The 24,388-nt window shown below is 43.9% G+C and carries 20 protein-coding genes; 4 read left to right on the plus strand and 16 right to left on the minus strand.

Annotated features, from left to right (window positions below; translation table 11 throughout):
* Positions 1-4 precede the first annotated feature (4 nt).
* From U2P89_RS06035 to U2P89_RS06100, 14 genes are all read right to left on the minus strand, one after another.
* Complete coding sequence (locus tag U2P89_RS06035; protein ID WP_322190920.1) at positions 5-3,235, minus strand: TonB-dependent receptor; 3,231 nt, start codon at positions 3,233-3,235, stop codon at positions 5-7.
* 31 nt (positions 3,236-3,266) lie between these two features.
* Positions 3,267-3,689 (minus strand): hypothetical protein, encoded by a 423-nt coding sequence (locus tag U2P89_RS06040; protein ID WP_019537983.1) that lies wholly within the window; start codon positions 3,687-3,689, stop codon positions 3,267-3,269.
* A 665-nt stretch (positions 3,690-4,354) separates the two neighbouring features.
* Positions 4,355-4,978, minus strand: coding sequence for a WbqC family protein (locus U2P89_RS06045; RefSeq protein WP_322190936.1), 624 nt, complete (start codon positions 4,976-4,978; stop codon positions 4,355-4,357).
* Between the two features lie 48 nt (positions 4,979-5,026).
* On the minus strand, positions 5,027-6,550 hold the full coding sequence (gene lepB / locus U2P89_RS06050) for a signal peptidase I (RefSeq protein ID WP_091905735.1): 1,524 nt from the start codon (positions 6,548-6,550) through the stop codon (positions 5,027-5,029).
* The gene (locus U2P89_RS06055) at positions 6,547-6,873 is read right to left on the minus strand and encodes a type II toxin-antitoxin system RelE/ParE family toxin (RefSeq protein WP_091905732.1); all 327 of its coding nucleotides are present in this window, start codon (positions 6,871-6,873) and stop codon (positions 6,547-6,549) included. Before U2P89_RS06055 ends, lepB begins: the two co-directional genes overlap by 4 nt.
* Positions 6,864-7,106, minus strand: coding sequence for a hypothetical protein (locus tag U2P89_RS06060; protein ID WP_091905729.1), 243 nt, complete (start codon positions 7,104-7,106; stop codon positions 6,864-6,866). The genes U2P89_RS06055 and U2P89_RS06060 overlap by 10 nt, the downstream gene beginning before the upstream one ends.
* A 19-nt stretch (positions 7,107-7,125) precedes the next feature.
* A complete protein-coding gene (dapB, locus tag U2P89_RS06065; protein WP_091905726.1) occupies positions 7,126-7,851 on the minus strand; it encodes a 4-hydroxy-tetrahydrodipicolinate reductase in 726 nt (241 codons plus the stop codon).
* Positions 7,852-7,892: 41 nt separating this feature from the next.
* Positions 7,893-8,990 carry an AMP-binding protein gene (locus U2P89_RS06070; RefSeq protein ID WP_175533535.1) on the minus strand — a complete coding sequence of 366 codons (1,098 nt, stop codon included), beginning with the start codon at positions 8,988-8,990 and terminating at the stop codon, positions 7,893-7,895.
* Between the two features lie 117 nt (positions 8,991-9,107).
* Entirely contained in the window at positions 9,108-10,175 is a 1,068-nt protein-coding gene (locus U2P89_RS06075; protein ID WP_091905720.1) for an o-succinylbenzoate synthase, read from the minus strand.
* An 80-nt stretch (positions 10,176-10,255) separates the two neighbouring features.
* Positions 10,256-11,077, minus strand: a complete 822-nt coding sequence (gene menB / locus U2P89_RS06080; RefSeq protein ID WP_322190921.1) for a 1,4-dihydroxy-2-naphthoyl-CoA synthase — start codon at positions 11,075-11,077, stop codon at positions 10,256-10,258.
* A 57-nt stretch (positions 11,078-11,134) separates the two neighbouring features.
* Positions 11,135-12,883 (minus strand): 2-succinyl-5-enolpyruvyl-6-hydroxy-3-cyclohexene-1-carboxylic-acid synthase, encoded by a 1,749-nt coding sequence (gene menD, locus U2P89_RS06085; RefSeq protein WP_313381228.1) that lies wholly within the window; start codon positions 12,881-12,883, stop codon positions 11,135-11,137.
* 4 nt (positions 12,884-12,887) lie between these two features.
* Positions 12,888-13,961 (minus strand): isochorismate synthase, encoded by a 1,074-nt coding sequence (locus U2P89_RS06090; RefSeq protein WP_092026620.1) that lies wholly within the window; start codon positions 13,959-13,961, stop codon positions 12,888-12,890.
* Positions 13,958-15,190 (minus strand): Cof-type HAD-IIB family hydrolase, encoded by a 1,233-nt coding sequence (locus tag U2P89_RS06095; protein ID WP_322190922.1) that lies wholly within the window; start codon positions 15,188-15,190, stop codon positions 13,958-13,960. The genes U2P89_RS06090 and U2P89_RS06095 overlap by 4 nt, the downstream gene beginning before the upstream one ends.
* 122 nt (positions 15,191-15,312) lie before the next feature.
* Positions 15,313-16,326 carry an NAD-dependent epimerase/dehydratase family protein gene (locus tag U2P89_RS06100; RefSeq protein ID WP_322190923.1) on the minus strand — a complete coding sequence of 338 codons (1,014 nt, stop codon included), beginning with the start codon at positions 16,324-16,326 and terminating at the stop codon, positions 15,313-15,315.
* Between the two features lie 436 nt (positions 16,327-16,762).
* Between U2P89_RS06100 and rnr the strand changes: the two genes are divergently transcribed.
* The 3 genes from rnr to ruvB are packed head-to-tail and all read left to right on the plus strand — an operon-like array spanning position 16,763 to position 20,888.
* Complete coding sequence (rnr, locus tag U2P89_RS06105) at positions 16,763-18,907, plus strand: ribonuclease R (protein ID WP_091905706.1); 2,145 nt, start codon at positions 16,763-16,765, stop codon at positions 18,905-18,907.
* Between the two features lie 14 nt (positions 18,908-18,921).
* Positions 18,922-19,842, plus strand: a complete 921-nt coding sequence (queG, locus tag U2P89_RS06110; protein ID WP_091905876.1) for a tRNA epoxyqueuosine(34) reductase QueG — start codon at positions 18,922-18,924, stop codon at positions 19,840-19,842.
* A gap of 20 nt (positions 19,843-19,862) precedes the next feature.
* The gene (gene ruvB, locus U2P89_RS06115; protein ID WP_091905874.1) at positions 19,863-20,888 is read left to right on the plus strand and encodes a Holliday junction branch migration DNA helicase RuvB; all 1,026 of its coding nucleotides are present in this window, start codon (positions 19,863-19,865) and stop codon (positions 20,886-20,888) included.
* Between the two features lie 115 nt (positions 20,889-21,003).
* Here the strand turns inward: ruvB and U2P89_RS06120 are convergent, their stop codons facing one another.
* Together U2P89_RS06120 and U2P89_RS06125 are read right to left on the minus strand one after the other, a co-directional pair.
* Positions 21,004-22,380 (minus strand): DUF4270 domain-containing protein, encoded by a 1,377-nt coding sequence (locus U2P89_RS06120; protein ID WP_175456700.1) that lies wholly within the window; start codon positions 22,378-22,380, stop codon positions 21,004-21,006.
* 146 nt (positions 22,381-22,526) lie between these two features.
* Complete coding sequence (locus U2P89_RS06125; RefSeq protein WP_313381215.1) at positions 22,527-23,345, minus strand: glycogen/starch synthase; 819 nt, start codon at positions 23,343-23,345, stop codon at positions 22,527-22,529.
* Positions 23,346-23,542: 197 nt separating this feature from the next.
* Between U2P89_RS06125 and panC the strand changes: the two genes are divergently transcribed.
* The gene (gene panC / locus U2P89_RS06130; protein WP_322190924.1) at positions 23,543-24,385 is read left to right on the plus strand and encodes a pantoate--beta-alanine ligase; all 843 of its coding nucleotides are present in this window, start codon (positions 23,543-23,545) and stop codon (positions 24,383-24,385) included.
* Positions 24,386-24,388 lie beyond the last annotated feature (3 nt).

Below are 24,388 nucleotides of genomic sequence, written 5' to 3' on the forward strand. Positions count from 1 at the left end.
ATAATTAAAATGTTATGTTTAACCCGACGTTGTACACGCGCTGCAATGGATAAGCCAGCCCGTTTCCTGCCATTTCCGGATCCCAGAGTTTGAAATCGGAAATGGAGAGCAGGTTCTGTCCGGTGAAATAGAGGCGAACCATGCTGAAAGGTACTGATCCGATCCACTTATTCGGTAGTGTGTATCCCACTTCTACTGTTTTTAACCGTAAAAAACGTCCGTTGCGGAGCCACCAGGTTGAATTCTGCACGCTATTGTTCTGGTTGATGGTGGCGGACAATCTCGGCCAGAAAGCATGCGATACCGGGTTATTCGGATTCCAGTGATCCTCGGCGATAATTTTAAGAGCCCCTCTATGTCCGGCGAAAGGTGCTATACCGAATCGGTCGGGATCGTATCTTCTTGCATTCGGGTCGATAAAGAAGGAGACCCTGTCTTGTCCCTGGAAGAAGCAGGAGATATCGAAATTCTTATAACCTCCGGACAATCCGAATCCGTAGGTGATCTCAGGTACGGTCGGATAACCAATATGCACCTGGTCGTCGGAATTTACCCTTCCGTCGCCATTGATGTCTTTGTATTTGATGTCTCCCGGTTGAGGAACACTTCCCAACTCCTGTACAGGCGAATTATTCACATCGGCCTGATCGATAAACAACCTTTCGGCGATGTATCCCTTCCATGTATTGATGGGCCACCCGATGTCACTCAAATAGGGCCAGCGATATTCAGGTTCTTCGTTTTGGACATATTCATTCTGTGCGAAGGTGAAATTGAAACGTCCTTGAATCCAGAGATCCTTGTTAAACGAATGATTTACGTCGATAGATCCGTCCCATCCGCCGCTCTTCACCTCTCCCACGTTACCATATACGGCACTGGTCAACCCCATGGTTGCAGGCAAATTAGCACGTGCCTGATAGATCTGTTTCCGGTTTTCTGTAAAATATTCCAGGATCAATTTCACTGCGTGGTTCTTGAACAGGTCTACCTCGATACCTATATTCTGTTTTTGTGCAATTTCCCATGTGATCATGGGATTGGCATAACGGTTGATGTTAAATCCTCCATAATTGGTGTTGAAATCCCTTCCCCAACTGTATCCGCCTGCTCCGGTAGAAATGTCGGAGAGGAAAAAGAATCGATCCGCAGCTCCGGCAATCTGGTCATTACCTACTTTTCCCCAGGAATATTTCAATTTAAAGTTGGAGATAGTATTCTCAAGTGGAGACCAAAACGGTTCGTTCGACACGATATACCCTAACCCAAAAGCCGGGAATATCCCCCAGCGGTGTGATTTGTCGAATTTCTCCGAACCGGTGTAGGTTAAGCTTAGTTCAGCAAGATATTTTGAGTTGAATCCATAATTAACACGTGCCCGTAATCCTTGGTTCCGTTGAGGTAACGTCCTTTGGATGGTCATATCCTGCGGTAGATAGATTCCGGTGTTTTTTGCTTCCTCCTGCGTATAGATCAACAATCCGCTTACGTCATGTAAATCGTTTAACGTATTGGCGTAAGTGAGTCCGCCTTCCATATATACTTTGAATTCACCATCACGGGTGATATTGGGATTACCTAAAGCATCGGTCCCTCTGCGTACCTCTTGTAGTACGTAAGTGTCGCTAAACTCATCATAGCTTTTTATATTATACAGGTACGGAACGTAACTCCTGTAATTCTCATACCGGTTGTCGTTCTTAATGGATATTTTGGCTCTTGCCATCAATCCTTCCAAAACGGCATCCATATTCTGATCTAATGAAAATTGTGAAGTAATCCGCCCGAGAGAACCGTCTTTATAACCACGCACCATTTGTGCATAGGGGTTGATCATCGTACCGGTAGCATCTGAACCGAACAGCGTATGTTTCACATAGGCAGTTTTTTCATCGGGCAGGTAATATTTAGGAAACTCCACCGGATTCGAGGCTACCACACTGGCGAAGATATCATTCGTGTTATCGAGCGGGCCTGTGAAGTTCTCGAAAATGGAATTCATATTGATGTCCATCTTAGTGGTGGACGTAAGGTCCATAGTTATATTAGCAAGAATATTGAATCGGTCGATGTCGATATTATTCTTGAAATTATTCAACTTATTATCCCGCAGAATGCCGGTGTCCTTATCGTAAGATACTGATAAGTAGTATTTTACGACAGAGCCTCCTCCACTCACATTCATGTTATAGTGCTGGTTGAATGTATGGGGTTTGAACATGATATCATACCAGTCGAGATTCGGATAGGCGTATTCATTCAGATTATCAATGGTATTCTGTATTTTTTGCGCGCTGTAATAGGGTTCGAGCAACGGGTTGTCGTTGAACTGTGCTTCGTTGTATAGTCTCATGTAAGTAGGACCATCCACGGTTTCCAGCACTTGGGTGGGGGCGGACAAACGGCCGTCGGCACGAATCGATATCTTGGGTTTTCCGGCTACCCCTCTTTTAGTAGTAACCATAATTACACCGTTCGCACCTTTCGATCCGTATAAAGCGGCTGCGGTAGCATCTTTTAATACAGCAAATTGTTCGATATTATCGGGGTCTACTCGTGCCAGATCAGAAGAACTTACTTCAAAACCATCCAAAAGGATGAGCGGGCTGCTGGCGTAACCGAATGTGGTAACCCCTCGTACGAAGAATTGTGCGTTGTCATTGCCCGGTTCCCCACTTCGCTGGTAGGAAATCACTCCTGCCAATCGTCCCGCCAGAGCAGTTGTAAGGTTACTCGAAGGAATCCTGAGTTCTCTGGGATTAATGGTCTCTATGGAAGAAACTACGCTCTCTCTTTTTTGTGTAGCAAAAGCGGTAATGGTAACCTCGTCCAATAACTCGGCATCTTCCTGCATAGTGATGTTAAGGGTGGTAAGGTTACCCGCTACTGTTGTAACCTGTCTCATCCCAACATAACTGAACCTCAATGATTCTTCAGGGGCTGCATTGATAGTGTATCGTCCGTCAATATCGGTTATTACACCACCTTCCCGACCTACCACTTGCACAGTTACACCCGGTAAGGGTTCTCCATTCGAGTCCGAAACGATACCGGTAATTGCCCTCCTCTGCTGTTGTACTTCGAGATTATTTGCTGAAATCCCTGAAGAATTTGCTACAGCATTCTGAGCAGAAAGTGAAAGAGTTATCACAAGCAATGAAAGCCATAGCTCTCGTTTTCGGCTTGATACGTAAATCTTTTTCAGATTTTGTTTAAGATTGATTTTTCTGTTCATGCAATAATGTTTTTAAAATGGAATGATATTATTATGGATAAACGACTGTCCACTTCATTTGAGAGAGATTTTTAGCCGTTAAATTGTATTTTTTTAATGGTTTATTTTTTGTGTTATCCCATCCTTCAGATTCCAGTGTCTCAGCGTCGTAAATATATATATACAAGTACCCGTCAGCACTTTCTATTACTTGTTCCCAGCATGAAAGGGTGATGCCTATTCGGACTTTCTGGGTTTGGCCGACGCCTATTTTATAATCTGATGCATACGTCGGATTCGACGGGTCATAGTTGAGAAAACCGTCTTTTAGTGTAGTAGCATAATAAATTGAAGATTGTGAATTATTTTTCAAATACAAAGACTCATTGCAGTCTTCAAACTTTTTACTGCATGATATCGTATTTAATAATAAAGCAATTATTATACTTAAATAGGCTGAATGAATTCTTTTCATATCTCGTATTTTTAGTTAAGAAATAAATAATTCAGAGTATGCGAAACGTTATCGTTTCCTCTCCATAATATTGAATATCCTTTTCGATAAATAGTGAGGTCGTCTTGTAATGTTGGAATCAGCCACCACTTTAACAATCCTGAAGAACGTTGGACGTTGTACAGGACCTCATTTGAATGAGTATTTAGTAGGATTGAAAATATCTTTTTGGAAAAAAGAGTAAAAAGTTGATTAAATAAAAGAGGCAGATGAATGAACGAAAAGGTATATTTAGAGAAATAAGGTATAGTATTCCGCAAGTATCGGAACACAACCAGTATTGGAGTAGATGCAATATACTCCAATATTAATCTTATTGTATTAATTAATGTTAATGGGGGGGGGGGGGAAAATATGTATACACTTTAGCATACAACAAATGTGTTGCTAAATGTAAATTTAATTTAGATTTATTTTTAATGTATGCGCACATTAAATTGAGTCTTTTTAGATATTCTCTTATTGATATTAAATAATGTTGATTTATAATTGATATTTCTCACTATATTTAACGCTGCAAAGATAGTAAAAAAGTATTATGTACAAATTATTAATGTTAAATTTTTTAATGTTACAGTTATTGATTTTCTTTTTCAATTGAGGAGGGTGGTGTTAAATATTGTGTTTTAAGGCTTTGTGGTATGAATATTTATCAGGTAAAGTCTTGCTTCGTTGCCCAGGTTGAAAAGCAGATCGATAATACTCAAATTTGGAGTAAATCCCAGTTTTTCGGCAAAAACCTGGTAATATTGAGGTATTTCGCAAGAGGAGGTCTTTTTTGGATCTATGGTTTCGCGCAGATCTATTATATTTGGAGGAGGTTCTTTCACATATTCCAAAGTATAGCTATACGGTGTTTCAATGCCGATAAAACTACAGATAAGCTGACGTAGTTCCTCGTTGAAATCGTGCAGGAATCGGTGTTTTTTTTCGTAGAAAGGTCGGAAATCCTCTTCGAAATATTGAAAAAAGGGAGTAGAATTGTACGCCGAAACAATGGCATTCCAATGCAAATGCTGCCAGTCGCCATGTTCCGCGATACGTATATCCTTCATCCGGCTTTTTCCTTTTTCCGGCTTCTCCACCGGGATACTCAGGGCCAAGGGACCGTTTGCCCCGCCGATGATGCAACGGTTACGATATGACTGCTTCCGGTAATTGTCCTGAATCTCGATAATCGCATTTTCGGCATGAAAAAGTGCTGCATAATACTCGACCGGCGCCAGGTAAAAAGATGACAGCAGTATCATCACAAATAAATCAATAAATCATCAAATCTCCACATCAACACATTATTTTCATGCCGGTATCTTGGCGCTACGGAACAACCTTTTCCATCTTATCTTACCGTTGAACCAGTTGTTGTCTTTTTCCAGAGATAGCCAGATAAGGATTGGTTGACCTACGATATGGTCTTCAGGGACAAATCCCCATACGCGGGAATCGGCGGAGTTATGGCGGTTGTCTCCCATCATAAAATAATAGTCGAACTTGAAAGTATAAGAGTCGACTGCCTGCCCGTTGACAAATACTTTACCGTCGCGATAGGCAAAGTCGTTGCCCTCATAATTCTTGATGCACCGTTCGTATGCGGCTACCTTGAAATCAGTATCAGTATCGAAATTGATGGTCGCACCTTTTTGGGGAATCCACAACGGGCCGAAAGTATCGCGCGTCCATCCGGTCTCATAGTTGATTGGGTAATAGTAGCCCATTCCCCGTTGTTCCTTCTCTTTGATTACATCCCAGACAAACGGTTTGGCTTTCAGTTGCACCACCATTTCATCAGTAAGAGCTATATTAAAATAAACTCTTCCATTATTGCCATTGCGTGGATGCAATCCGCTCCAGGCCATACTCAGACTATCTGCTCCGGTCAGGTCCTGCGAGTGGATTACTATCTGCCCGTAAGCATCATATATTAAATAATCGGCTTTGTTGATACCTAACTCCTTGAAAACATCGGGAGAAATGATAGTCCCGTCGGTATGTATCATGTAAGAGTGTTGAGAGAGGCGGGGGTTAGGGAGGAAAGTACCGTCGATGAATACAGAGTCGTTTTTCATCTGGATGGTCTCCCCCGGAAGACCTATACATCTCTTTACATAATTCTCCCGTCGGTCCACCGGACGGTAAATAATATCTCCGTAGGTGCGTTTATCAGCCCGGACACCGTTGATACCATTGGGATTCCTTTTTACTAGCGAGTAGAAATCTTCCGACTGCCGGTTCAGTGCTACTGTATCGCCGGTAGGGAAGTTAAATACCACGATATCGTTTCTTTTCACTTTGCCAAATCCTTTTAAACGCCTGTATTTCCACTGCGGCTTTTCAATATATGATTTTCCGCCGACTACCGGCATGGTATGCTGGGCAAGTGGGAACGACAACGGGGTGATGGGTGCACGGGGACCGTAACTCAGTTTGCTTACAGCCAGGAAATCACCCACCAGCAGGGATTTCTCAAGTGATGAAGTGGGGATCTGGTAATTCTGAAAAAAGAAGGTATTGATGAAATAGACGGCTATCAACGCAAACAGGATAGCATCCACCCATTCCATGGTTTTTCTGAAGGCGCTGTTCTTCGACTGTTTCCAGAACGACCAGGGTACGAATTTGGTGATATAAATATCAAAGAATAGCAAGATAAAAAGCAATATCCAGGGTGAACCGGCCCATAGGGAGAACAGTATGGTAGCTATTACCCATATGGCAAACCATACCCATTGCCGGCGTGAGGCATTTGAAAACCTCGTGGCTAAACTGGAATGGGGCGTTGTGGCATTTTTAGCCTGTTGATTTTGAGAAGGTTTATTGCTCATTTTATTTCAATTTCATTAATCATATTATCCGGATTCTGTCTTGTGTCGAACACATTTGCAATTACAATACGCTTAGTTTCAAGGTTGATATAGTAAATAATTTTATAATTTGTAGAGACCAAATATCTGAATTCTTGCTTTCTGTCTCTTAAAAGTTGCTCGATAGCACCCGTTCTTGGATTTTTATCCAAATTAATGGTCGAGTCAACGATTTTGTCGACAATTTTTCTTGCTACTTTAATTCCGATATTGTCTTTATAATAGTCGAAAATATCTTGCAATTTATCTTCGGCGAATTGAGACCAAAAAATCTCTAACTCCATTTTTGAATTTTTTTCTTCAATGTTTTTACACTTGTCAGGCGATAATTTTCTTCGTCATCTAAAGCTTTATCTATCTCACTATTAAATTCCTCTAAAGACATTGGGTTGAAATTCTTTTTAAAAGCTTCTATCTTTGATTGATGAAGTAAATCTTCCAAAGCCTTAATAATGTCTTCATTATCAATTCTTAGAAACTCTTGAACAAGTGATATTTTTCTTGCTTCTATAGTCATATTCAATTGAGTTTAAAAATTAGTGGGTTAAATCTAACATATCTTCCATTGTAAGGAAACCTTTCTTCCCTTTGGTAAACTCCGCGGCGAGTACTGCTCCGAGGGCGAAACCTTTCCGGTTTTTTGCATCATGTGTGATACGGATAAGATCTGCGTCGGATTCATAAATCACCGAATGGATGCCCGGTACTTCTCCTTCCCTAAAAGCATCGATACGCAAAGTATCTTTGTCCAGTGCATCGTTATCCAAAGCCCATCCTTCTTTCCTGTCGATATTGGCAAGGATACCTTCTGCCAGGGTAATAGCTGTCCCACTTGGCGCGTCCAACTTATGGATATGGTGGGTTTCCTCCATACGTACATCGTAACCGGGGTAGTGGTTCATCAGTCCCGCAAGATATTTGTTCAACGCGAAGAAGATATTAACACCCAAGCTGAAGTTAGAAGCATAGAAAAATGTTTTCCCGTTTTTCCCACATGCTTCTTTGATTTCATCGAGGTGTGCAAGCCATCCCGTTGTTCCCGACACCACAGGTATTCCGGCGGCAAATGCTTGTCGATAATTGCGTAAAGCACTTTCGGGAGAGGTGAATTCAATCGCTACATCTGCACCCTTGAATTCGGAAGAATCGAACTTTTCCTCCTCGTCCATATCGATGATGCATACTATCTCATGACCTCTTTCACGGGCGATTTTTTCGATCTCATGCCCCATTTTTCCGTAACCGATAAGCGCTATCTTCATTTTATCCTTTTATTATTTAAATCATAGGCAAAAATACAAAATTAATGGATATATCCTGTTGTCGGTGACGATAGATTAATCTTTTTTGCGAGTTGCTTCATCGCCAAGCGGTCTGTTTTGCCGTTCCCTGTTTGTGGAATGGTTTCAACAATATGGATAAGCAATGGCTGCTGATGACGGGGAAGGAGTTGTCTGATGGCTTTTTCCACGTAACCCGGATCATCCGATTGTTCTATCATAAGAATAATCGCTTCGCCTAATTTAGGGTGGGGGATGGAAGTAATCGCGAAATTCCCGGTGATATGAGGCTGTAAAACCTGCTCAACCTCCTCTATCTGTATTTTGATGCCGCCGGAATTGATCACGTTATCGATTCTTCCTATAATGCGGAAGCTACTGTCCGGGCGAAGTTCGGCAATGTCATTGGTTATGAATGGTTCATTTGTAACCAAAGGAGCATCTACTATTAATCTGTTGTCTTCGGATAATGCCAGCCCGACAGTTGGAAGAGGAGTATAATAGCTGCTGGCTTGGGCTCCGCTGATCCTGCGCAGGGCGATATGTGAAAGGGTTTCGGTCATGCCGTAGGTAGAGTAGATCGCGTTTGGAAACATTTTTAGTTCTCTTTCGAGAGTTTGATCTATTGCCCCTCCGCCGATGATCAGATGTTTGATCCGGGATAAACGTCGTTTTTCTTCTTCGGTTTGAAGGGAGTTGTACACCTGTAGCGGTACCATGGCTGCAAAATCAAACGGAATATCTGTATGGGCAAGAGGATGTCCGCACGGCTCAACCGGGTAGATGTCCAACCCCGCATACAGGGCACGGACAACCATCATCTTCCCTGCGATATACTCTAAAGGCAAGCATAGTAGAGCCCTGTCTCCTTTTCCCAAACCGAAGAAACCGCAGGTGCTTTTAGCGCTTTGCAGCATCTGTTCTTTCCGTACAACGATTTTTTTGGGTTTCCCTGTTGATCCGGAAGTATGCAAGCGGAGTGTGGGAGAATTAGAGAACCACTCTTTCAGGAACAGATATAGTTGCCGGCGAAAGGTCGATTTATCGGCAAAATCGTCTATTTGGTCACCTGTAAAATCTGCCGGAGTGTAAATTATGCCTTCTATGCTTATTTGTGACATTTTTTTAGAAATAAGAAGTTGGAAGTTAGAAATTAGAAGAAGTCTGAAGTTGAGAAGTCTAAAGTAAGAAGTTTAGAATTCATTGGTAATTGGTAATTAGTAATTGGTAATTAGTAATTAGTAATTGGTAATTAGTAATTCTCCAAGTCCCTCAGTCTCCCCGGTTCCCTTCCCGAACCACAACTGATCCCCCCTGATCTCCAAAGGCATGGGGATATTGTTCGTGTACAAAGTGCCTGTACCTAGTCCTTGTGGTAACGGATTGTTGAATAAAGAGCACCACTGTGCGATACTATTGAGTCCTATATTCGATTCCAATGCCGAGGTGATCCACCATCCGATATTCATTTCTCCGGCTATTCCGATCCACTCGGTACATCCGGCTATACCTCCATGCAGGGATGGTTTTAGTATAATATATTGAGGACGGATTGTTTCCAGCAATATTCTCTTTTGGGAAGGATCATTTACTCCAATCAATTCTTCATCCAGTGCGATGGGTAGGGGAGTGGAGGCGCATAATCCTGCCATTTTCTGCCATTGTCCTGCCGGAATAGGCTGTTCGATGGAATGGATATCGAGTTCGGCTAATTGATGGAGCTTGTCCAATACCCTGTTATATTCAAAGTTCCCGTTGGCATCCACGCGCAAAGTCGTTTCCTTTGAGGTGTAATGACTTCGAATGAAACGCAGCAGATCGAGCTCCCGCTCGAAACCGATCGCCCCGATTTTGAGTTTGATACAACGGAACCCTCTTGACAATAAGGATTCTATCTGTGCCATCATGGAGGCATGATCTCCCATCCAGACAAGCCCGTTAATGGTGATACCATCTTCTCCGCGACTGAACGGTGCATCCCATAACTGCCATGCCCGTTGTTGATAGTGCCGCATAGCCGTCTCCAATCCGAAAAGAATTGATGGGTAATTACGCAATAATTCCGTGTCGACCTGCTGTTTTTCTTCCGTTATTTTACAGAAAGCGGCCAGCGTCTCTGCGTAGTCCGGAGTATAATCACAACTAAGGTCGTGGAGTGGCGCACATTCTCCTATCCCGTAGTGAGAACCGTCCTCTCTATCCTGAAAAATGACATACCATACCCTATGTTCGGTATAAATCCCTCTTGAGGTACCGGCCGGCCGTTTGAACAGGAGGGTGTAGGGGATGATCTTTATTTGGAACATTGATTTTGTTTCAAAAGTTCGTCCTATTGTTTCTTCAGCATACGTAGCACAATCTTTATACTGAGCACAAGGGTGAGCTTTTAAGGAAGTTTGGGAAATTGTTTGAAGTTCGGTTTCCGTTTTTCCAGGAACGCCTGTTTTCCTTCCTGTGCCTCGTCGGTCAGATAGTAGAGCATGGTGGCGTCTCCGGCTAACTCCTGTATGCCTGTCTGTCCGTCGAGTTCAGCATTCAGCCCTGCTTTGATCATGCGGAGCGCTAATGGGCTATGCTGCATCATCGTTTCTGCCCATTCCACCACCTCGTCTTCTAATCGGTCGAACGTTACGACTTTGTTCACTAACCCCATTTCGAGCGCTTCCTGTGCGTTGTACTGGCGACAAAGAAACCATATCTCGCGGGCTTTCTTTTGTCCCACAATGCGGGCGAGGTAAGAGGATCCGAAGCCGGCATCAAAACTTCCCACGCGTGGGCCGGTCTGCCCGAAGATGGCATTCTCCGATGCAATAGACAGATCGCAAACTACATGGAGTACATGTCCTCCGCCGATGGCGTATCCGTTGACCATTGCGATTACCGGTTTGGGGATTGACCGGATCTGCTTTTGCACATCCAGCACGCTTAGACGTGGTATACCATCTTTGTCGATATATCCTCCTTTTCCCTTTACATTCTGGTCGCCTCCCGAACAAAAGGCTTTATCACCTGCCCCGGTGATTACCACCACGCTGATATCCGATTCTTCACGGCAGATGCGCAGGGCATCGCTCATTTCACCGGTGGTAGTGGGTGTAAAAGCATTGCGGTAGCGCGGACGGTTGATCGTGATCCGCGCGATCCCATTATAAAAATCGAAAAGAATATCTTCGTATTCCCTGATGGTTGTCCATTCTCTATTTGTCATAGTTCTATTAAAATTAGTCGTTTTGTCACTTTAGTATAAACTGCACAGGTTTGACTTCTAGTCATCTAACTTAAAACGTCTTTTTTGCTGATGATAATATAATCGTATTTGTTCTGCATTCTTTTCCATGGAAGTAAACACTTCCAATAGAACCGGTTTTTCGCTGTCAGTATCTGTAAAGAGTGGCAATTGCTGTTCCAATTCCCCGGCGTTGTGGGCAGAAAGATAGAGAAATCCCTGTTGTTCTGCCCAGGCCTTTGCTTCGGTTGTATGAGCGGCAGCAATATACTCATGCAATACTTCCGACTTGTTCAGTCCTGGAAGCATACCGAATATCTCTCCTCCGCCGTTATTATTCAGCAGGATGCGTAAATTGCGGGTGCTGTAATTATTCCAAAGTCCGTTCATATCGTAGAAGAAACTTAAATCGCCAATCAACAGAAAAGTGAGTTTACCCGACGACGAAGCATATCCGACCGCTGTGGAGAGTGAGCCTTCTATCCCGTTGGTTCCCCGATTACAAAACATTCTTACCGACGAGGGAATATCGAATAACTGTGCCAGACGCACACTATTGCTGTTTCCTAACTGTAAGGAAGAGTTTTTCGGCAACGCATGCATCAATGCACCGGCTGCATAAAGATCGGAGAAGGCCACGTCCGGTTCCGATACGGATGCACAGGCTCTTTCCCAAAGGTCCCGGAAACCTCTTGCCTCTTTGGAATTTTTTATTTCCCTAAAATCTTTTGTCTCATCGAACTCTCTTACCCTGCTAAATTCTTTTTCCTCCAAACAGGGCAGTCTCTCTGTCAGATAGAGCAGAAATGTTTCATTATCGCTCCTTACAATATCAGTAACCCGCTGAAATGTATCTGTGACCTCGCCGGAGGGAGAAATATGCCAATGTTCGCGGATACGGGCTGAGCGGATGAACTGTTTCAGCCGCTTGGAAACGATATGTCCACCTAATGTGATGACCAGATCAGGTGTTAACTCTTCTAATTCTTTTTCCGATGCCGCATAAAGTACCGTGTCAAAAACTGAAGTCTCTTTTACGGGGATATTGGATAACTGCTCCGCCAGCACTACAACGTCCCATTCCTTACGGAGTTTTTCCAATATTTCGGTTAAGCCATTGCCCGGCAGCAATTGTCCGACAATGACCATCCGTTTGGAATAACTGCCGAATCGTTCTCTATATCTATCTTCCTTATGGATCATGTAGCCGGGTGCAGATTGCCGGATCACACGGACAAGAGGGAGGGTTGGTGTATTGAAGCCAAACAGAGGTTCACCTAAAGGGATATTTATATGTGAGGGACCTTTTACCTCGTTATCCAGGCTGAGTATAGCCTCATTGATCAACCGGTTGCAATACCATTCTTCCTCCTCATCTGCTATTTGGGGGAGTTGAACCGACTGGCGGGTGAGATCTCTGAACAGGCCGCTCTGCGGAATGGTTTGCCCGTCCATCTGCCCGATCCATGCGGCAGGGCGATCCGCAGTGATCACTAACAGGGGTAACTGCTGATAAAAGGCTTCAGCCACAGCCGGGCCGAGGTTCAGTGTTGCCGTTCCCGATGTACAGCAGACGGCTGCCGGTTTCCCGATAGCCTGTATGATGCCCAAGGCAAAAAAACCGGCGCTTCTTTCGTCTACAACACTGTAACAGGTGAAATCCCTGTCTGTCGCAAAAGAATGGGTAAGCGGTGAATTCCGTGAGCCGGGAGACAGCACGATATGGGTAATATCATGCGCTTTGAGCAGCGCTACCAATTGTAAAACATTTCTTTTTTCGGAATACATGCCTTTATTGAAGTATATTCAACATCACCTCCAACTTATGTTCGGTTTCTTCCCATTCGTCATCCAAAGATGAAGATACGAGTAAACCACTGCCGGCAAACAAAGTAAGCAAATTTTTCTCAATATGCATGCATCTGAGGTTTACATATATGTCGGTTTCTCCTTCTGTGTCGAGCATGCCGAGGAATCCGGAATAATAAAGACGATCTTGCTCTTCGTTATACTGAATAAACCGGTAGGCTTCATCTTTCGGAAGTCCCGATACTGCCGGCGTGGGGTGGAGCGCTTTTAGTAATGTACCAGGCTTTGGTGTTTCCGGCAAGTTGAAACTGAAGTCTGTCCGCAGATGTGCCAGATTTCCGGCTTTTATTGTGTAAGGCCCGTTTATTTCCGGTGTGATATGAAAGGAGGAAAGTTGTTTTAGAAGATAGGACGTGACCAGATGCTGTTCTCTTAGATTCTTGTCATCCCACGTTACAGTGCCCGAATTGGGATAGCGGGTTCCGGCAAGGGCGACTGTATGCCATTCATCTCTTACCCCTCTTAGCAGTATTTCGGGTGTGCTTCCCAGCCATGTGCCGCTTTGAGGTGTATGGAAAAGGTAAACATACGAATGGGGATATTTCTCCACGGCATTGAAAAAAGAACGTCCCGGAGAAAATGTGTCTTTTCTGTCGATGATCTTGCTTCTCGACAGTACCAGTTTTTTCAATTCCCCGTTTGCCAATGGTTTGTGGAATCGGTCGAAGAGGTAGCTGTACTCAACTTTATTCTTGCTTATATGCTTTTGGAGATATGCTTTTTCCTGCCCATCTTTCCGGATAGAGATATTTACTTCCGGAAAAGTGGTACGATCCGGCCGTATCACTATGAGGGGAGATGTTGCGTTTGTCCGGAAAGGAGCGATCACAAATCCCTGTTGCTCGTTCAGTTCCTCGATATCCCTGAGGATAGAGGGGGTACCGGACGTTTGCATCACAAACCGGGGTGCTGTTTCGTGCGGCAGCCTGAAAATCGCGAAATAGGCGTCCTGTTCGATCAGTACATCTAAAATACGGTAACTATGTTGTTCTGTCATCTCTTTTTTAATACACTATTGACAACCCTGATGGAAGAGATTAGTTTGTTGGTCGAAGTAAAAACATCTACATTCCATACATGAGATGAACGTCCTTTGTGGATAATTGTTCCCACAGCCCGTACCGTATCACCTTCGTGGGCCGAAGAGATGTGGTTGCCGCTGACCTGCATCCCTGCAATAATTTCGTCCGGTTCACAAATGAGCATCGATCCCATTCCGGCTACAGTCTCGGCTAGCGCTAATGTGGCACCGCCATGCAGTACTCCAAAAGGTTGCCGGGTACGTTCATCGACTGGCATCACTGCCTCGATCCTGCCTGACGAGGCATAGGTATATTGAATGCCCAGGTTACCCATCAAGGTGTTCCGGTTGCCGGCATTCAATTTGTCCGGTGGAATATCTGCTGGACGGACTGCGGCAATGATAAATTTCTGGACTGCAATAGCGACTCCGTCATTATCATTACTTTCGGTGATATAATCGGCACATGCCTTGATCGAGTCCTGCGCATTTCCCATAGCAATACCTAAACCGGCAAGTTGGAGCATCGAGAAATCCCGTCTGCCATCGCCGATCGCCATTACCTCTTCAGTACTAATCTTTAACTTTTCAATTAGGACACCCAATGTATTTCCCTTATCGACAAATTTGGGCACGACTTCAAGGAAGAATGATTCAGAGCGGTATACGTCCAGGACGCCGGCCAGGCGTTTTCTCCATTGATCTTTCAGGGTTACCAATGCTGTCTCGTTATCGCTGACCAGTACACATTTAGAAGGCGAAAAATCCACCGCTTCAGAAAGGTTTTCCACTGCTACGATCTCCATACCGTTGAGCGCCGCCTCATCCTGGATATGTTTGTTTTCCGGATCCGTAGTGATAAGTTGATTTTGGTGATAGGTGAAAATAGCGAAACCATTCTTCTGTGCCTTTTTCTCGAGATAGGGCAGCATTGCCGGATCTATCCGCTTTTCGAATAGCACCTCACCGCTCCCTGCATCCACAATTTGAGTTCCGTTGTAAGGAAGGATATAGCCACCCCATTTTTTCATTTCCAGCTTTTCAACCAGATGTCGTAGTCCGTATGGAGATCGCCCCGAAGCCAATACAATGCGGATCCCCGCATGTTGTATTTTCAACAGGGTGGTCAAAGTCTGTGCGGATAATTCTTTTTTACTGTTCACTAATGTGCCGTCCACATCAAGAACCAATAGTTTGTATTTCATATTTATTTAATTCAAAATTTAAGATTCAAAATTCAAGATTATGAAATTTTCACTTCTTCACTTCTGACTTCTTTTTTATTTTATTAGTCTCATTGACATATCCATTCACATTGGCACATTTTTCACAGCCATCTTTCTTTCCTATACCACTCGATCGTTTTCTCAACCCCTTCTTTCAGCCGGTATACAGGCTGAAAACCGATATCTTCTTTCAATGGAGCAATCTCACAAGCCCAGTTGCGTTGTTTCATAATCCTATACTTATCGCTGTTAAAGGTAGTAGCTTTACCAAAAATAGCAGCGGTTTTTTCACTTATAAATGCTGCGGGCTTTACCAGAAAGAGTGGGATTTTTAACCTCAATACATTCTTTTTATGCAATACATCCCGTACAATGGCGTTGAATTCACTGTCGGTATACATATCTCCGTCGGAGACGAGATACTCTTTTCTCCGAATCCCTTTTTCAATCAGGGAGAAAACTATATTTACCAGATCTTCGATATAGATAAAAGAGAGGAGTTGTTTTTTATAACCTGCTCCCACGTCTAATCCATTTTTTACTGCTCTCATCAGGATAAGATAATCCCTGTCGCGGGGGCCGTAGACACCGGTAGGACGTAAAATCAGATAAGGAAATCCGTCGATACCCTTCAGCCAGTTTTCGGCTTTCAGTTTGCTCCTTCCGTAAGCTGTATTAGGGGTGGGAGTCTTATCGGCACACATGGGAGTATACCCAACTTCATCCCCGGGGCCCATAGCCCCGAGGGAGCTCATAAATACAAAAGAATCGGGAACATTATCCGTCTCTATCAGTGCTTCTACGAAATTTTTGGTATATTCCCAATTTACTTTATCGAAATCCGATTTGCGGCGTGCCTTTGTCAGTCCCGCAATATGTATGATGTCATCGAAATGTCCATACTCATTTGTAAAATTCCGGAGTTGTTCCTTCAACTTCGTTTTATCGCCATAGTGCAGGTCGATAAAACGAATGCGTTCGTCCTGCAGATACTGCCGGCTACTGCTCTTCCGTATTCCGGCCCAGGTTTCATATCCCAGTTCCAGCGCCTTGTCAACAACGGTACTTCCTATAAATCCGCTGGCACCGGTGATGAGTATCTTTCTTTTTTGCATACTATCTCCCTTATCTTTTATACAAAAATAGCGATTACTTCAGGATTTGAAAATGAAGAAACGATTTAATTTTGTTTTATCGTATGTAATATTTATGAGATAAGTTCACACGCACAAGGATATGATTAAAATGTCTTGATTCTTGGCTCTTGGCTCTGTTTTCTATGAAATATTTTATTACTTTGTATTTAGAAACTGTTTAAATTTTACCGAAATATTTTTTATAATTGGACTGTCTATTTTTCTTTGCTACTATTTTGGTCTCTTTTGCGCATCTTTTTCACTTTTTCCTTTTGATTTAGCCCGCTAAATCCGCAAGAAAAAAATAAAAAATCTATCCCAAAATAGATTCAAAATAGTATAGCAATAAAATTTAAACAGTTTCTTAACTAAAATGCGATTGAATTGTTTAAGTAGAAACTGACGTAAATAAATTATGAGTAAAAAAACAACACCTATACCTTCCGTAAATAAACCCAAAAAAAAGGAGTTGATCCCTTTAGTAACCAATTTTCTTTCCCAGAATAATGATAAGCAATTTAATTATAAGCAGATAGCAGCTGCTTTGGATGTCCGTGGGGAAGAAGGCCGACGTGTGCTGATCAGTGTACTCGACAAGCTGCGTGATGCGGATGTACTTTTGGAAACATCCCGCGGCAGATACCGTATCAATAACCGGGGATTGATGCTGGAAGGCCGTTTTGAACGACGGAGCAATGGCAAAAACTTTTTTGTGCCTGACGATGACGGAAATATTATTTATATACCCGAACGCAACAGTAAGCATGCGATGAATGGCGACAGGGTTCGCGTGCAACTGTTGGCAAAGCGGAAACGGGCTGATACAGAAGGAACAGTAGTAGATATACTGGAACGTGCCCAAAGCCGTTTCGTGGGAATACTGGAGGTGCAGAAACACTTTGCCTTCCTGGTGATGGATAGTAAGTTCCTGTCGAACGATATTTTTATTCCAAAAGAGGATCTTAACGGTGCCAGGAATGGCGACAAAGTGTTGGTGGAAATTACCGAATGGCCTGCAAAAGCCAATAATCCCGTAGGAAAAGTGATTGATGTGCTGGGCAAGCCGGGACATAACGATACTGAGATGCATGCCATTCTTGCCCAATATGATCTGCCCTACAGCTATCCGGAGAAAGTGGAGAAATTTGCTGATCTGATCCCTGAAGAGATAGATAAAGAGGAGATTGCCAGGCGGGAAGACTTTCGTGATGTATTCACCATCACTATCGACCCGAAAGATGCCAAAGATTTCGATGATGCCCTTTCCCTTCGCAAAGTCTCGTCCAACCAGTGGGAGGTGGGAGTACATATTGCCGATGTGACCCATTATGTGAAACCGGGTGACCTGATCGACCGGGAGGCGGAAAACCGGGCGACCTCCATCTATCTTGTCGACAGGACGATCCCCATGCTGCCGGAGCGGTTGAGCAACGGAATATGTTCGTTACGCCCTTATGAAGAGAAATTGTGTTTTTCGGTTATCTTCACGCTCAACGATAAGGCGGAGATAAAAAAATCACGTATCGTACGGACTGTGATCAAGTCGGACAGCCGGCTTACCTATGAAGATGCACAGGCGGTGATCGAAACCGGAAAGGGTGATTTCTCGGCAGAGATACTTCAATTGCATCATCTTGCCAGGCAGTTACGTGAGAGGCGGTTTGCCAATGGTGCTATCAATTTTGAGCGATATGAGGTAAAGTTTAATCTCGATGAGAAAGGAAAACCGCTGGGAGTCTATTTCAAGGAGTCGAAGGAAGCCAACCATCTGATCGAAGAGTTTATGTTGCTGGCTAATAAAAACGTGGCCGAATCTATCGGCATAGTACCCAAAGGGAAGAAACCCAAAACTTTTGTCTATCGCATACACGATGTCCCTGATCCGGAAAAACTGGATACATTCAATACATTTATCCTGCGCTTCGGACATAAGATAAAATCCGACGGCTCAAAAGTGGAGGTGGCGAAGAGTATCAACTCCCTGTTGGATAAGGTGCAGGGACGCCCGGAGGAGAACCTGATTGAGACTATCGCAATCCGTACTATGTCCAAAGCAATCTATTCCACCAAGAATGTAGGACATTACGGTCTGGCGTTCGATTATTATACCCATTTTACTTCTCCCATCCGGAGATATCCCGATATGCTGGTGCACCGTCTGCTGGAACGTTATCTGGAGGGAGGACAAAGTGTAGATCAGGGGCCGCTGGAAGAAGAATGCAAGCACTGTTCACAGATGGAGCAGGTAGCAGCCAACGCCGAGCGGGATTCTATCAAATACAAGCAGGTGGAATTCATGGCCGATAAGATCGGTAAAGTGTACGATGGCGTAGTCTCCGGTGTGACAGAATGGGGGATTTATGTGGAGATCAATGAGAATAAGTGTGAAGGTATGATCCCTATCCGCGAGTTGGATGACGATTTCTACGAACTGGATGAAAAGAATTTCCGGTTAGTCGGCCGGCGTACCAGAAGAGAGTATCGTCTCGGCCAACCTGTTTCCATTCAGGTGGCAAGAGCCAATCTCGACAGGAAGCAGCTTGATTTTACGCTCGCTTGAGTTCTTTCCGTTTTATGACATTTTCCGAAGAGATCAAACAATATGCGTTATCGCTGGGTTTTGATGCCTGTGGTATCTGCCGCGCTACCGATAGCGGGGAAAAGGAGCGGTATATGCAGTGGCTGGCAGAAAACGGCAATGCGGGTATGGAGTACATGGCCCGCAATATCGACAAAAGGCTTGATCCCATATTACTGGTGGACGGTGCCAAATCCATTATTTCGGTAGCATTGAACTATTATCCACACGAGAAACTGCCCGAAGAGGTGCCGCAATTTGCCTATTACGCTTATGGCAAAGACTATCATGATGTGGTACGCGAGAAATTGAGCCGTTTGTTCGAATTTATAAAATCCCGGTATCCGGAGGTTACAGGGCGCTATTTCTCTGATTCGGCTCCGGTACTGGAACGTTTCTGGGCGGCACAGGCAGGATTGGGATTTATCGGGAAAAATACGTTGCTCATCATTCCCGGTAAGGGGTCTTATTTTTTCCTCGGCGAACTTATTATCGATATGGAGTTGGATTATGATTCTCCTGTCTCACAAAATTGCGGGAAGTGCCGCCGTTGCCTGGATGCCTGCCCTACCGGCGCCATAGAGAGACCCCATTATCTCAATGCAAATAAATGTATTTCGTATCAGACCATTGAGAATAAGGGAGAGATCTCTTCTGACATAGCTCCTTTGTTAAGCAATAATGTGTATGGCTGCGATATTTGTCAGAAAGTGTGTCCATGGAACCGGTACTCCAGGCCACATAGTACTCCTGAATTTATGCCGTTGGATGAATTTTTATCGCTCGATCTGAAAAAACTAATTGAGATGGATGAGGAGGATTATCGCCGGATATTCCGTAAATCAGCCGTGAAAAGGGCCAAATTCTCCGGATTAAAACGGAATGTGGCTGCAATTTCCAAAACTCCCGATAAATAGTTATTTTTGCAGTAACAATGATGGAAGATACTTTTGATATACATAGTAACCGCAATTTCAGGGAGACCGAGCGTGAATTTGAGAATAGTTTGCGTCCATTGACCTTTGGCGATTTCAAGGGACAGGGAAAGATCGTGGAGAACCTGAAAATATTTGTCAGCGCAGCCCGTTTGCGTGGCGAGTCGCTCGATCATGTGTTGTTGCACGGCCCTCCCGGTTTAGGTAAAACAACCCTTTCGAATATTATCGCCAATGAGTTGGGTGTGGGATTCAGGGTGACATCCGGCCCGGTACTCGATAAGCCGGGTGATCTGGCCGGAGTGCTTACTTCGCTGGAGCAGAATGATGTGCTTTTTATAGATGAAATTCATCGGCTTTCTCCCGTAGTGGAGGAGTATCTTTACAGTGCCATGGAAGATTACCGGATTGATATCCTGATTGATAAAGGTCCCAGTGCGCGTTCTATCCAAATTGACCTGAATCCTTTTACACTTGTGGGAGCTACTACCCGCAGCGGTTTGCTGACCAGCCCGTTAAGGGCCCGTTTTGGGATTAATATGCACCTTGAGTATTACGATCTGGAAACCCTTACCGGGATCGTCCTGCGGTCGGCCGACTTGTTGCAGGTTAGCTGTGATGGCCAGGCAGCGTTAGAGATTGCTTCCCGAAGCAGGGGGACACCCCGTGTGGCTAACGCACTATTACGGCGGGTACGTGATTTTGCCCAGATAAAAGGTAATGGGAAAATAGACAGGCAGATATCGTCTTATGCACTGGAAGCACTTAATATCGATAGATATGGACTGGATGAGGTAGACAATAAAATTTTACTGACTATCATTGATAAGTTCAAAGGGGGACCGGTAGGGATTACTACGATTGCTACGGCTGTGGGAGATGATGCCGGCACCATCGAAGAGGTATATGAGCCGTTCCTTATCAAAGAAGGATTTATTAAACGTACCCCACGAGGCAGGGAAGCAACCGATCTGGCATACCGACATCTGGGACGAAAAAAAGGAGAGGAACAGGGACTTTTATTTTAATGTCCCAATCGCAACGAAGTGAATACCTTGTAAGACCGGATGAGACAAACAACGTTCAACGGAGTGAAGCGTAGTTAAATATGCCAATGTGCCAATAAAAATAAAACGGCTCGTTTTAGAAATTACTGAAAATCATATCCAGCTTCAGATTCCCTTTGCGTTTATCCAATCTGGCTGCTGTCGGCCACATGCGGTGGTTAATTGAGATTGGAGTTGTTGTTGCATATCCGTAGCTATCGGTCGCGAAAGTGACATCCACAGGAATCAGGTAATAAACCAGATCAAAGGGTTCCCCCTTGTGCTTCTCATTATAGTGGTTTACCATCGTGGAGATATTGCCGAAGCTGTAAGAGTAGGTGGAAGAGTCAAAACCACTCAACGTCAGGAAACTGGTTACATTGTCGATGAGCTTTCTGTTTTCAAAAAATCCCGCCAACGAATCTTTATTTATCAGTAGCAGGTAGTCCGGAGGGCTCAATTTCACCATAGTGTCCTCATCGGGCTCAGGCATGGCATATACAGTAAAATTTGCCAGATTCAGGGCCTGTGATTGCAACTTCTCATCCATTTCCGAGAGGGGAAAAGTAATCTCCGTCATTAGCCCGGCAGGACTTTTGACATACGCATAGTCAGGATTCTCTTCCAGTAATTGGTCGTTTTTGTTTTGAATATGGTTGATCTGGGTGACCTCAGGAGTGATGTTCAGGCGCATGGCGCTTGTACGGACAGTATCCTCATTCGTTGAGGAGCCGCCTTTGTCCAGATACTGATAATGTACCATAAGAGAGGTAAGGCTCACACTGATGATAGTACTTTTTCCAAAAGTGGTGGTAAAATACAATCCCGGGAAGAATTTTCTGAATTCATCCACATTCACCAGTTGTCCATGCCCATCCTTCTTATATTCGGCAAGAAATTTTTCACCCAAAGCGTTCGGGAGCATCACATTGATCTCATATACCTTGATAGAACTTCCTGAACTGGTGGTTTCAGTCCTGTAGGTTGAATTCTTTCCGGTAAATGTTTGTGTGCCCAGAGGCGCCGACATATCGGCATACTCCGCGGGGTCGACATGGGAATAATTGTTTATCCCCTTTAGCGATTTTGTCACCTCATAAACAGACAACCCCATCGGCGACAATGAATCTCCCATCATCGTGGTGTAAGCGAGCTGCACTCTCACCGAGTCAATGGAAGCACCGTCATGGAATTGTGTCCCTTCGGGAAAATAGAACTCTCCGATATATTCGGACTTAATAGTACCGAAAACAGGATCGGTATATTCGCCCAATACAGGATATTGTATTTTGGAAAATATGGAATCTATCTGAACGGTGCGTGCCTGTAACTCCAGTGTATCTGTGCCTATCGCAAGACGATCTTGGTCGGGTTGTATGGTAAATCCTATCGGATCAAGATTGTCGTTACACGAAATGGCGGACAGGGCGATAACGGCAATAACAAGTGCTCGGCACAGGAATTTGAATTTCATTCGTTCAATCAAGTTTGTTTTCAATGACGCAAATATCTGAAAAAAATGTGGCAAATAAAAACCGTCGAAACGCTTTCTTTTTATTTTTAAAGATATTTGTATATAGATGCGGTAAAAAAATAAATTCATTAGGGATTTTAACCGGATCAGCTGTCAATTTCCTCGTAGAATGCGTCGATCTCTTCCACTCTTTTGTCAAAATCAGAATGGTAAGGCAGGAACTTCACTCCTTTCTCCTGAATGTATTGGATGATTTCGGGATTTACCTTTTCACTGCCTTGAACAACACCATCAGAGAAATCGATAGCCAGTTTCATTAGATTTGTGTAATCAATTAAACCCCGTTCTTTTATTTTTTCGATTTCGGGATCGCCAATCCCGTCAAACCGGAGCTTTTCTGCAAAACCATTCTGGAAAGCTTTGTCAAAAGATTCGTCATACAGGGAGTAAATTACTTTTGCACCCTTGAAGCAGGGATCATCGGCATATCCTTTCTTGATATAAAGTGGGGCTAATGCACTGAACCACCCGTGACAATGGATGATGTCAGGAACCCAACGCAACTTTTTGATGGTTTCCATCACACCCCGGATAAAGAAAATACTCCGTTCGTCGTTGTCGTCATATTCTATTCCTTTCGCATCGATGAGTGTTTCGCGGTTCTGGAAATAATCATCGTTATCAATGAAATAGACCTGCATCCGGGCCGACTGGATGGAGGCCACCTTTATAATGAGGGAATGGTCGGTGTCATCAATGATGAGATTCATTCCCGAGAGGCGGATCACCTCATGAAGTTGATTACGGCGTTCGTTGATGTTCCCGTACTTAGGCATAAAAGCACGTATCTCTTTACCCTTCTCCTGTATGGCCTGGGGCAGATAACGTGAAGTATTTGAAATATTAGTCTCTTCGAGATAAGGATAAATTTCCTGTGAAACGTACAAAACTTTTTTCTGGGACATGTAGCTAATTATCTAAATTTGAGTACAAAGATAATAAAAAAAATCCACATAAATACAAAATGAAAATGCATCTATTTTGTAATCGGCTTATATAGAGTTGTGTAACATCTTTTGGCTTTCTGTTATATGGAGAATTGGCACGGTTTTTTTCTGTATGTGGCAAATATTTTGTTGCTTTGCACTGTAAAATCAGATTAATGAGAGTTATTCATACTATAGCAGAGCTGAAGGAACTGCTTCAACAGTACCGGCAGAAGGGAAAAACCATTGGCTTTGTGCCTACCATGGGTGCGCTTCACAAGGGACATATCACCTTGGTGGAACGTTGTGCAGCGGAAAATGATATCTGCGTGGTAAGTATTTTTGTCAATCCCACGCAATTCAATAACCAGGAAGACCTGAGGCTTTATCCCCGTACTCCTGAAGAAGATTATGAACTGCTGAGAAGTACCGGAGCTGATGTTGTGTTTGCCCCTTCGGTGGAAGAGATATATCCCGGGCCGGATATCCGGATCTTTGATTTTGGCCTGCTCGACAAAGTGATGGAGGGTGCCTTCCGTCCCGGTCACTTCAATGGTGTGGCCCAGGTAGTAAGTAAACTTTTTGCTTTTGTGGAGCCTCATAAAGCCTACTTCGGTGAAAAGGACTTCCAGCAATTAGCTATTGTCAGGGAGATGGTTAAGCAGCAGGAGCTACCCGTGGAGATCGTGGGAGTCCCTACTGTCAGGGAACAGAACGGTTTGGCTATGAGTAGCCGTAATCAGCGGCTGTCGGTAGAACAGAGGGAGCATGCTTCGGAAATACACCGTATCATGCGGGAGAGTACCCTGTTAACTGAAGAACAATCACCGGATCAGATCATTCACTTCGTAACCGGATCAATAAACAATGTACCTGACTTACGTGTTGAATACTTCGGGATTGTTGATGGGGATTCATTACAACCGGTCTCTACCTGGCAGGATTCCGGAAATATTGTGGGAGCAATTGCCGTCTATTGCGGTGATGTGCGCCTGATTGATAATATAAGATACAGATAAGCA

Origin of the sequence: Proteiniphilum sp. (assembly GCF_034331125.1) — a bacterium.
Lineage (GTDB): Bacteria > Bacteroidota > Bacteroidia > Bacteroidales > Dysgonomonadaceae > Proteiniphilum > Proteiniphilum saccharofermentans.

Excerpts from the sequence above, each read along its gene's own strand:
- U2P89_RS06035 (WP_322190920.1), bottom strand. The coding sequence starts at position 3,235 with ATGAACAGAAAAATCAATCTTAAACAAAATCTGAAAAAGATTTACGTA.
- U2P89_RS06040 (WP_019537983.1), bottom strand. The coding sequence starts at position 3,689 with ATGAAAAGAATTCATTCAGCCTATTTAAGTATAATAATTGCTTTATTA.
- U2P89_RS06045 (WP_322190936.1), bottom strand. The coding sequence starts at position 4,978 with ATGATACTGCTGTCATCTTTTTACCTGGCGCCGGTCGAGTATTATGCA.
- lepB (WP_091905735.1), bottom strand. The coding sequence starts at position 6,550 with ATGAGCAATAAACCTTCTCAAAATCAACAGGCTAAAAATGCCACAACG.
- U2P89_RS06055 (WP_091905732.1), bottom strand. The coding sequence starts at position 6,873 with ATGGAGTTAGAGATTTTTTGGTCTCAATTCGCCGAAGATAAATTGCAA.
- U2P89_RS06060 (WP_091905729.1), bottom strand. The coding sequence starts at position 7,106 with ATGACTATAGAAGCAAGAAAAATATCACTTGTTCAAGAGTTTCTAAGA.
- dapB (WP_091905726.1), bottom strand. The coding sequence starts at position 7,851 with ATGAAGATAGCGCTTATCGGTTACGGAAAAATGGGGCATGAGATCGAA.
- U2P89_RS06070 (WP_175533535.1), bottom strand. The coding sequence starts at position 8,990 with ATGTCACAAATAAGCATAGAAGGCATAATTTACACTCCGGCAGATTTT.
- U2P89_RS06075 (WP_091905720.1), bottom strand. The coding sequence starts at position 10,175 with ATGTTCCAAATAAAGATCATCCCCTACACCCTCCTGTTCAAACGGCCG.
- menB (WP_322190921.1), bottom strand. The coding sequence starts at position 11,077 with ATGACAAATAGAGAATGGACAACCATCAGGGAATACGAAGATATTCTT.
- menD (WP_313381228.1), bottom strand. The coding sequence starts at position 12,883 with ATGTATTCCGAAAAAAGAAATGTTTTACAATTGGTAGCGCTGCTCAAA.
- U2P89_RS06090 (WP_092026620.1), bottom strand. The coding sequence starts at position 13,961 with ATGACAGAACAACATAGTTACCGTATTTTAGATGTACTGATCGAACAG.
- U2P89_RS06095 (WP_322190922.1), bottom strand. The coding sequence starts at position 15,190 with ATGAAATACAAACTATTGGTTCTTGATGTGGACGGCACATTAGTGAAC.
- U2P89_RS06100 (WP_322190923.1), bottom strand. The coding sequence starts at position 16,326 with ATGCAAAAAAGAAAGATACTCATCACCGGTGCCAGCGGATTTATAGGA.
- rnr (WP_091905706.1), top strand. The coding sequence starts at position 16,763 with ATGAGTAAAAAAACAACACCTATACCTTCCGTAAATAAACCCAAAAAA.
- queG (WP_091905876.1), top strand. The coding sequence starts at position 18,922 with ATGACATTTTCCGAAGAGATCAAACAATATGCGTTATCGCTGGGTTTT.
- ruvB (WP_091905874.1), top strand. The coding sequence starts at position 19,863 with ATGGAAGATACTTTTGATATACATAGTAACCGCAATTTCAGGGAGACC.
- U2P89_RS06120 (WP_175456700.1), bottom strand. The coding sequence starts at position 22,380 with ATGAAATTCAAATTCCTGTGCCGAGCACTTGTTATTGCCGTTATCGCC.
- U2P89_RS06125 (WP_313381215.1), bottom strand. The coding sequence starts at position 23,345 with ATGTCCCAGAAAAAAGTTTTGTACGTTTCACAGGAAATTTATCCTTAT.
- panC (WP_322190924.1), top strand. The coding sequence starts at position 23,543 with ATGAGAGTTATTCATACTATAGCAGAGCTGAAGGAACTGCTTCAACAG.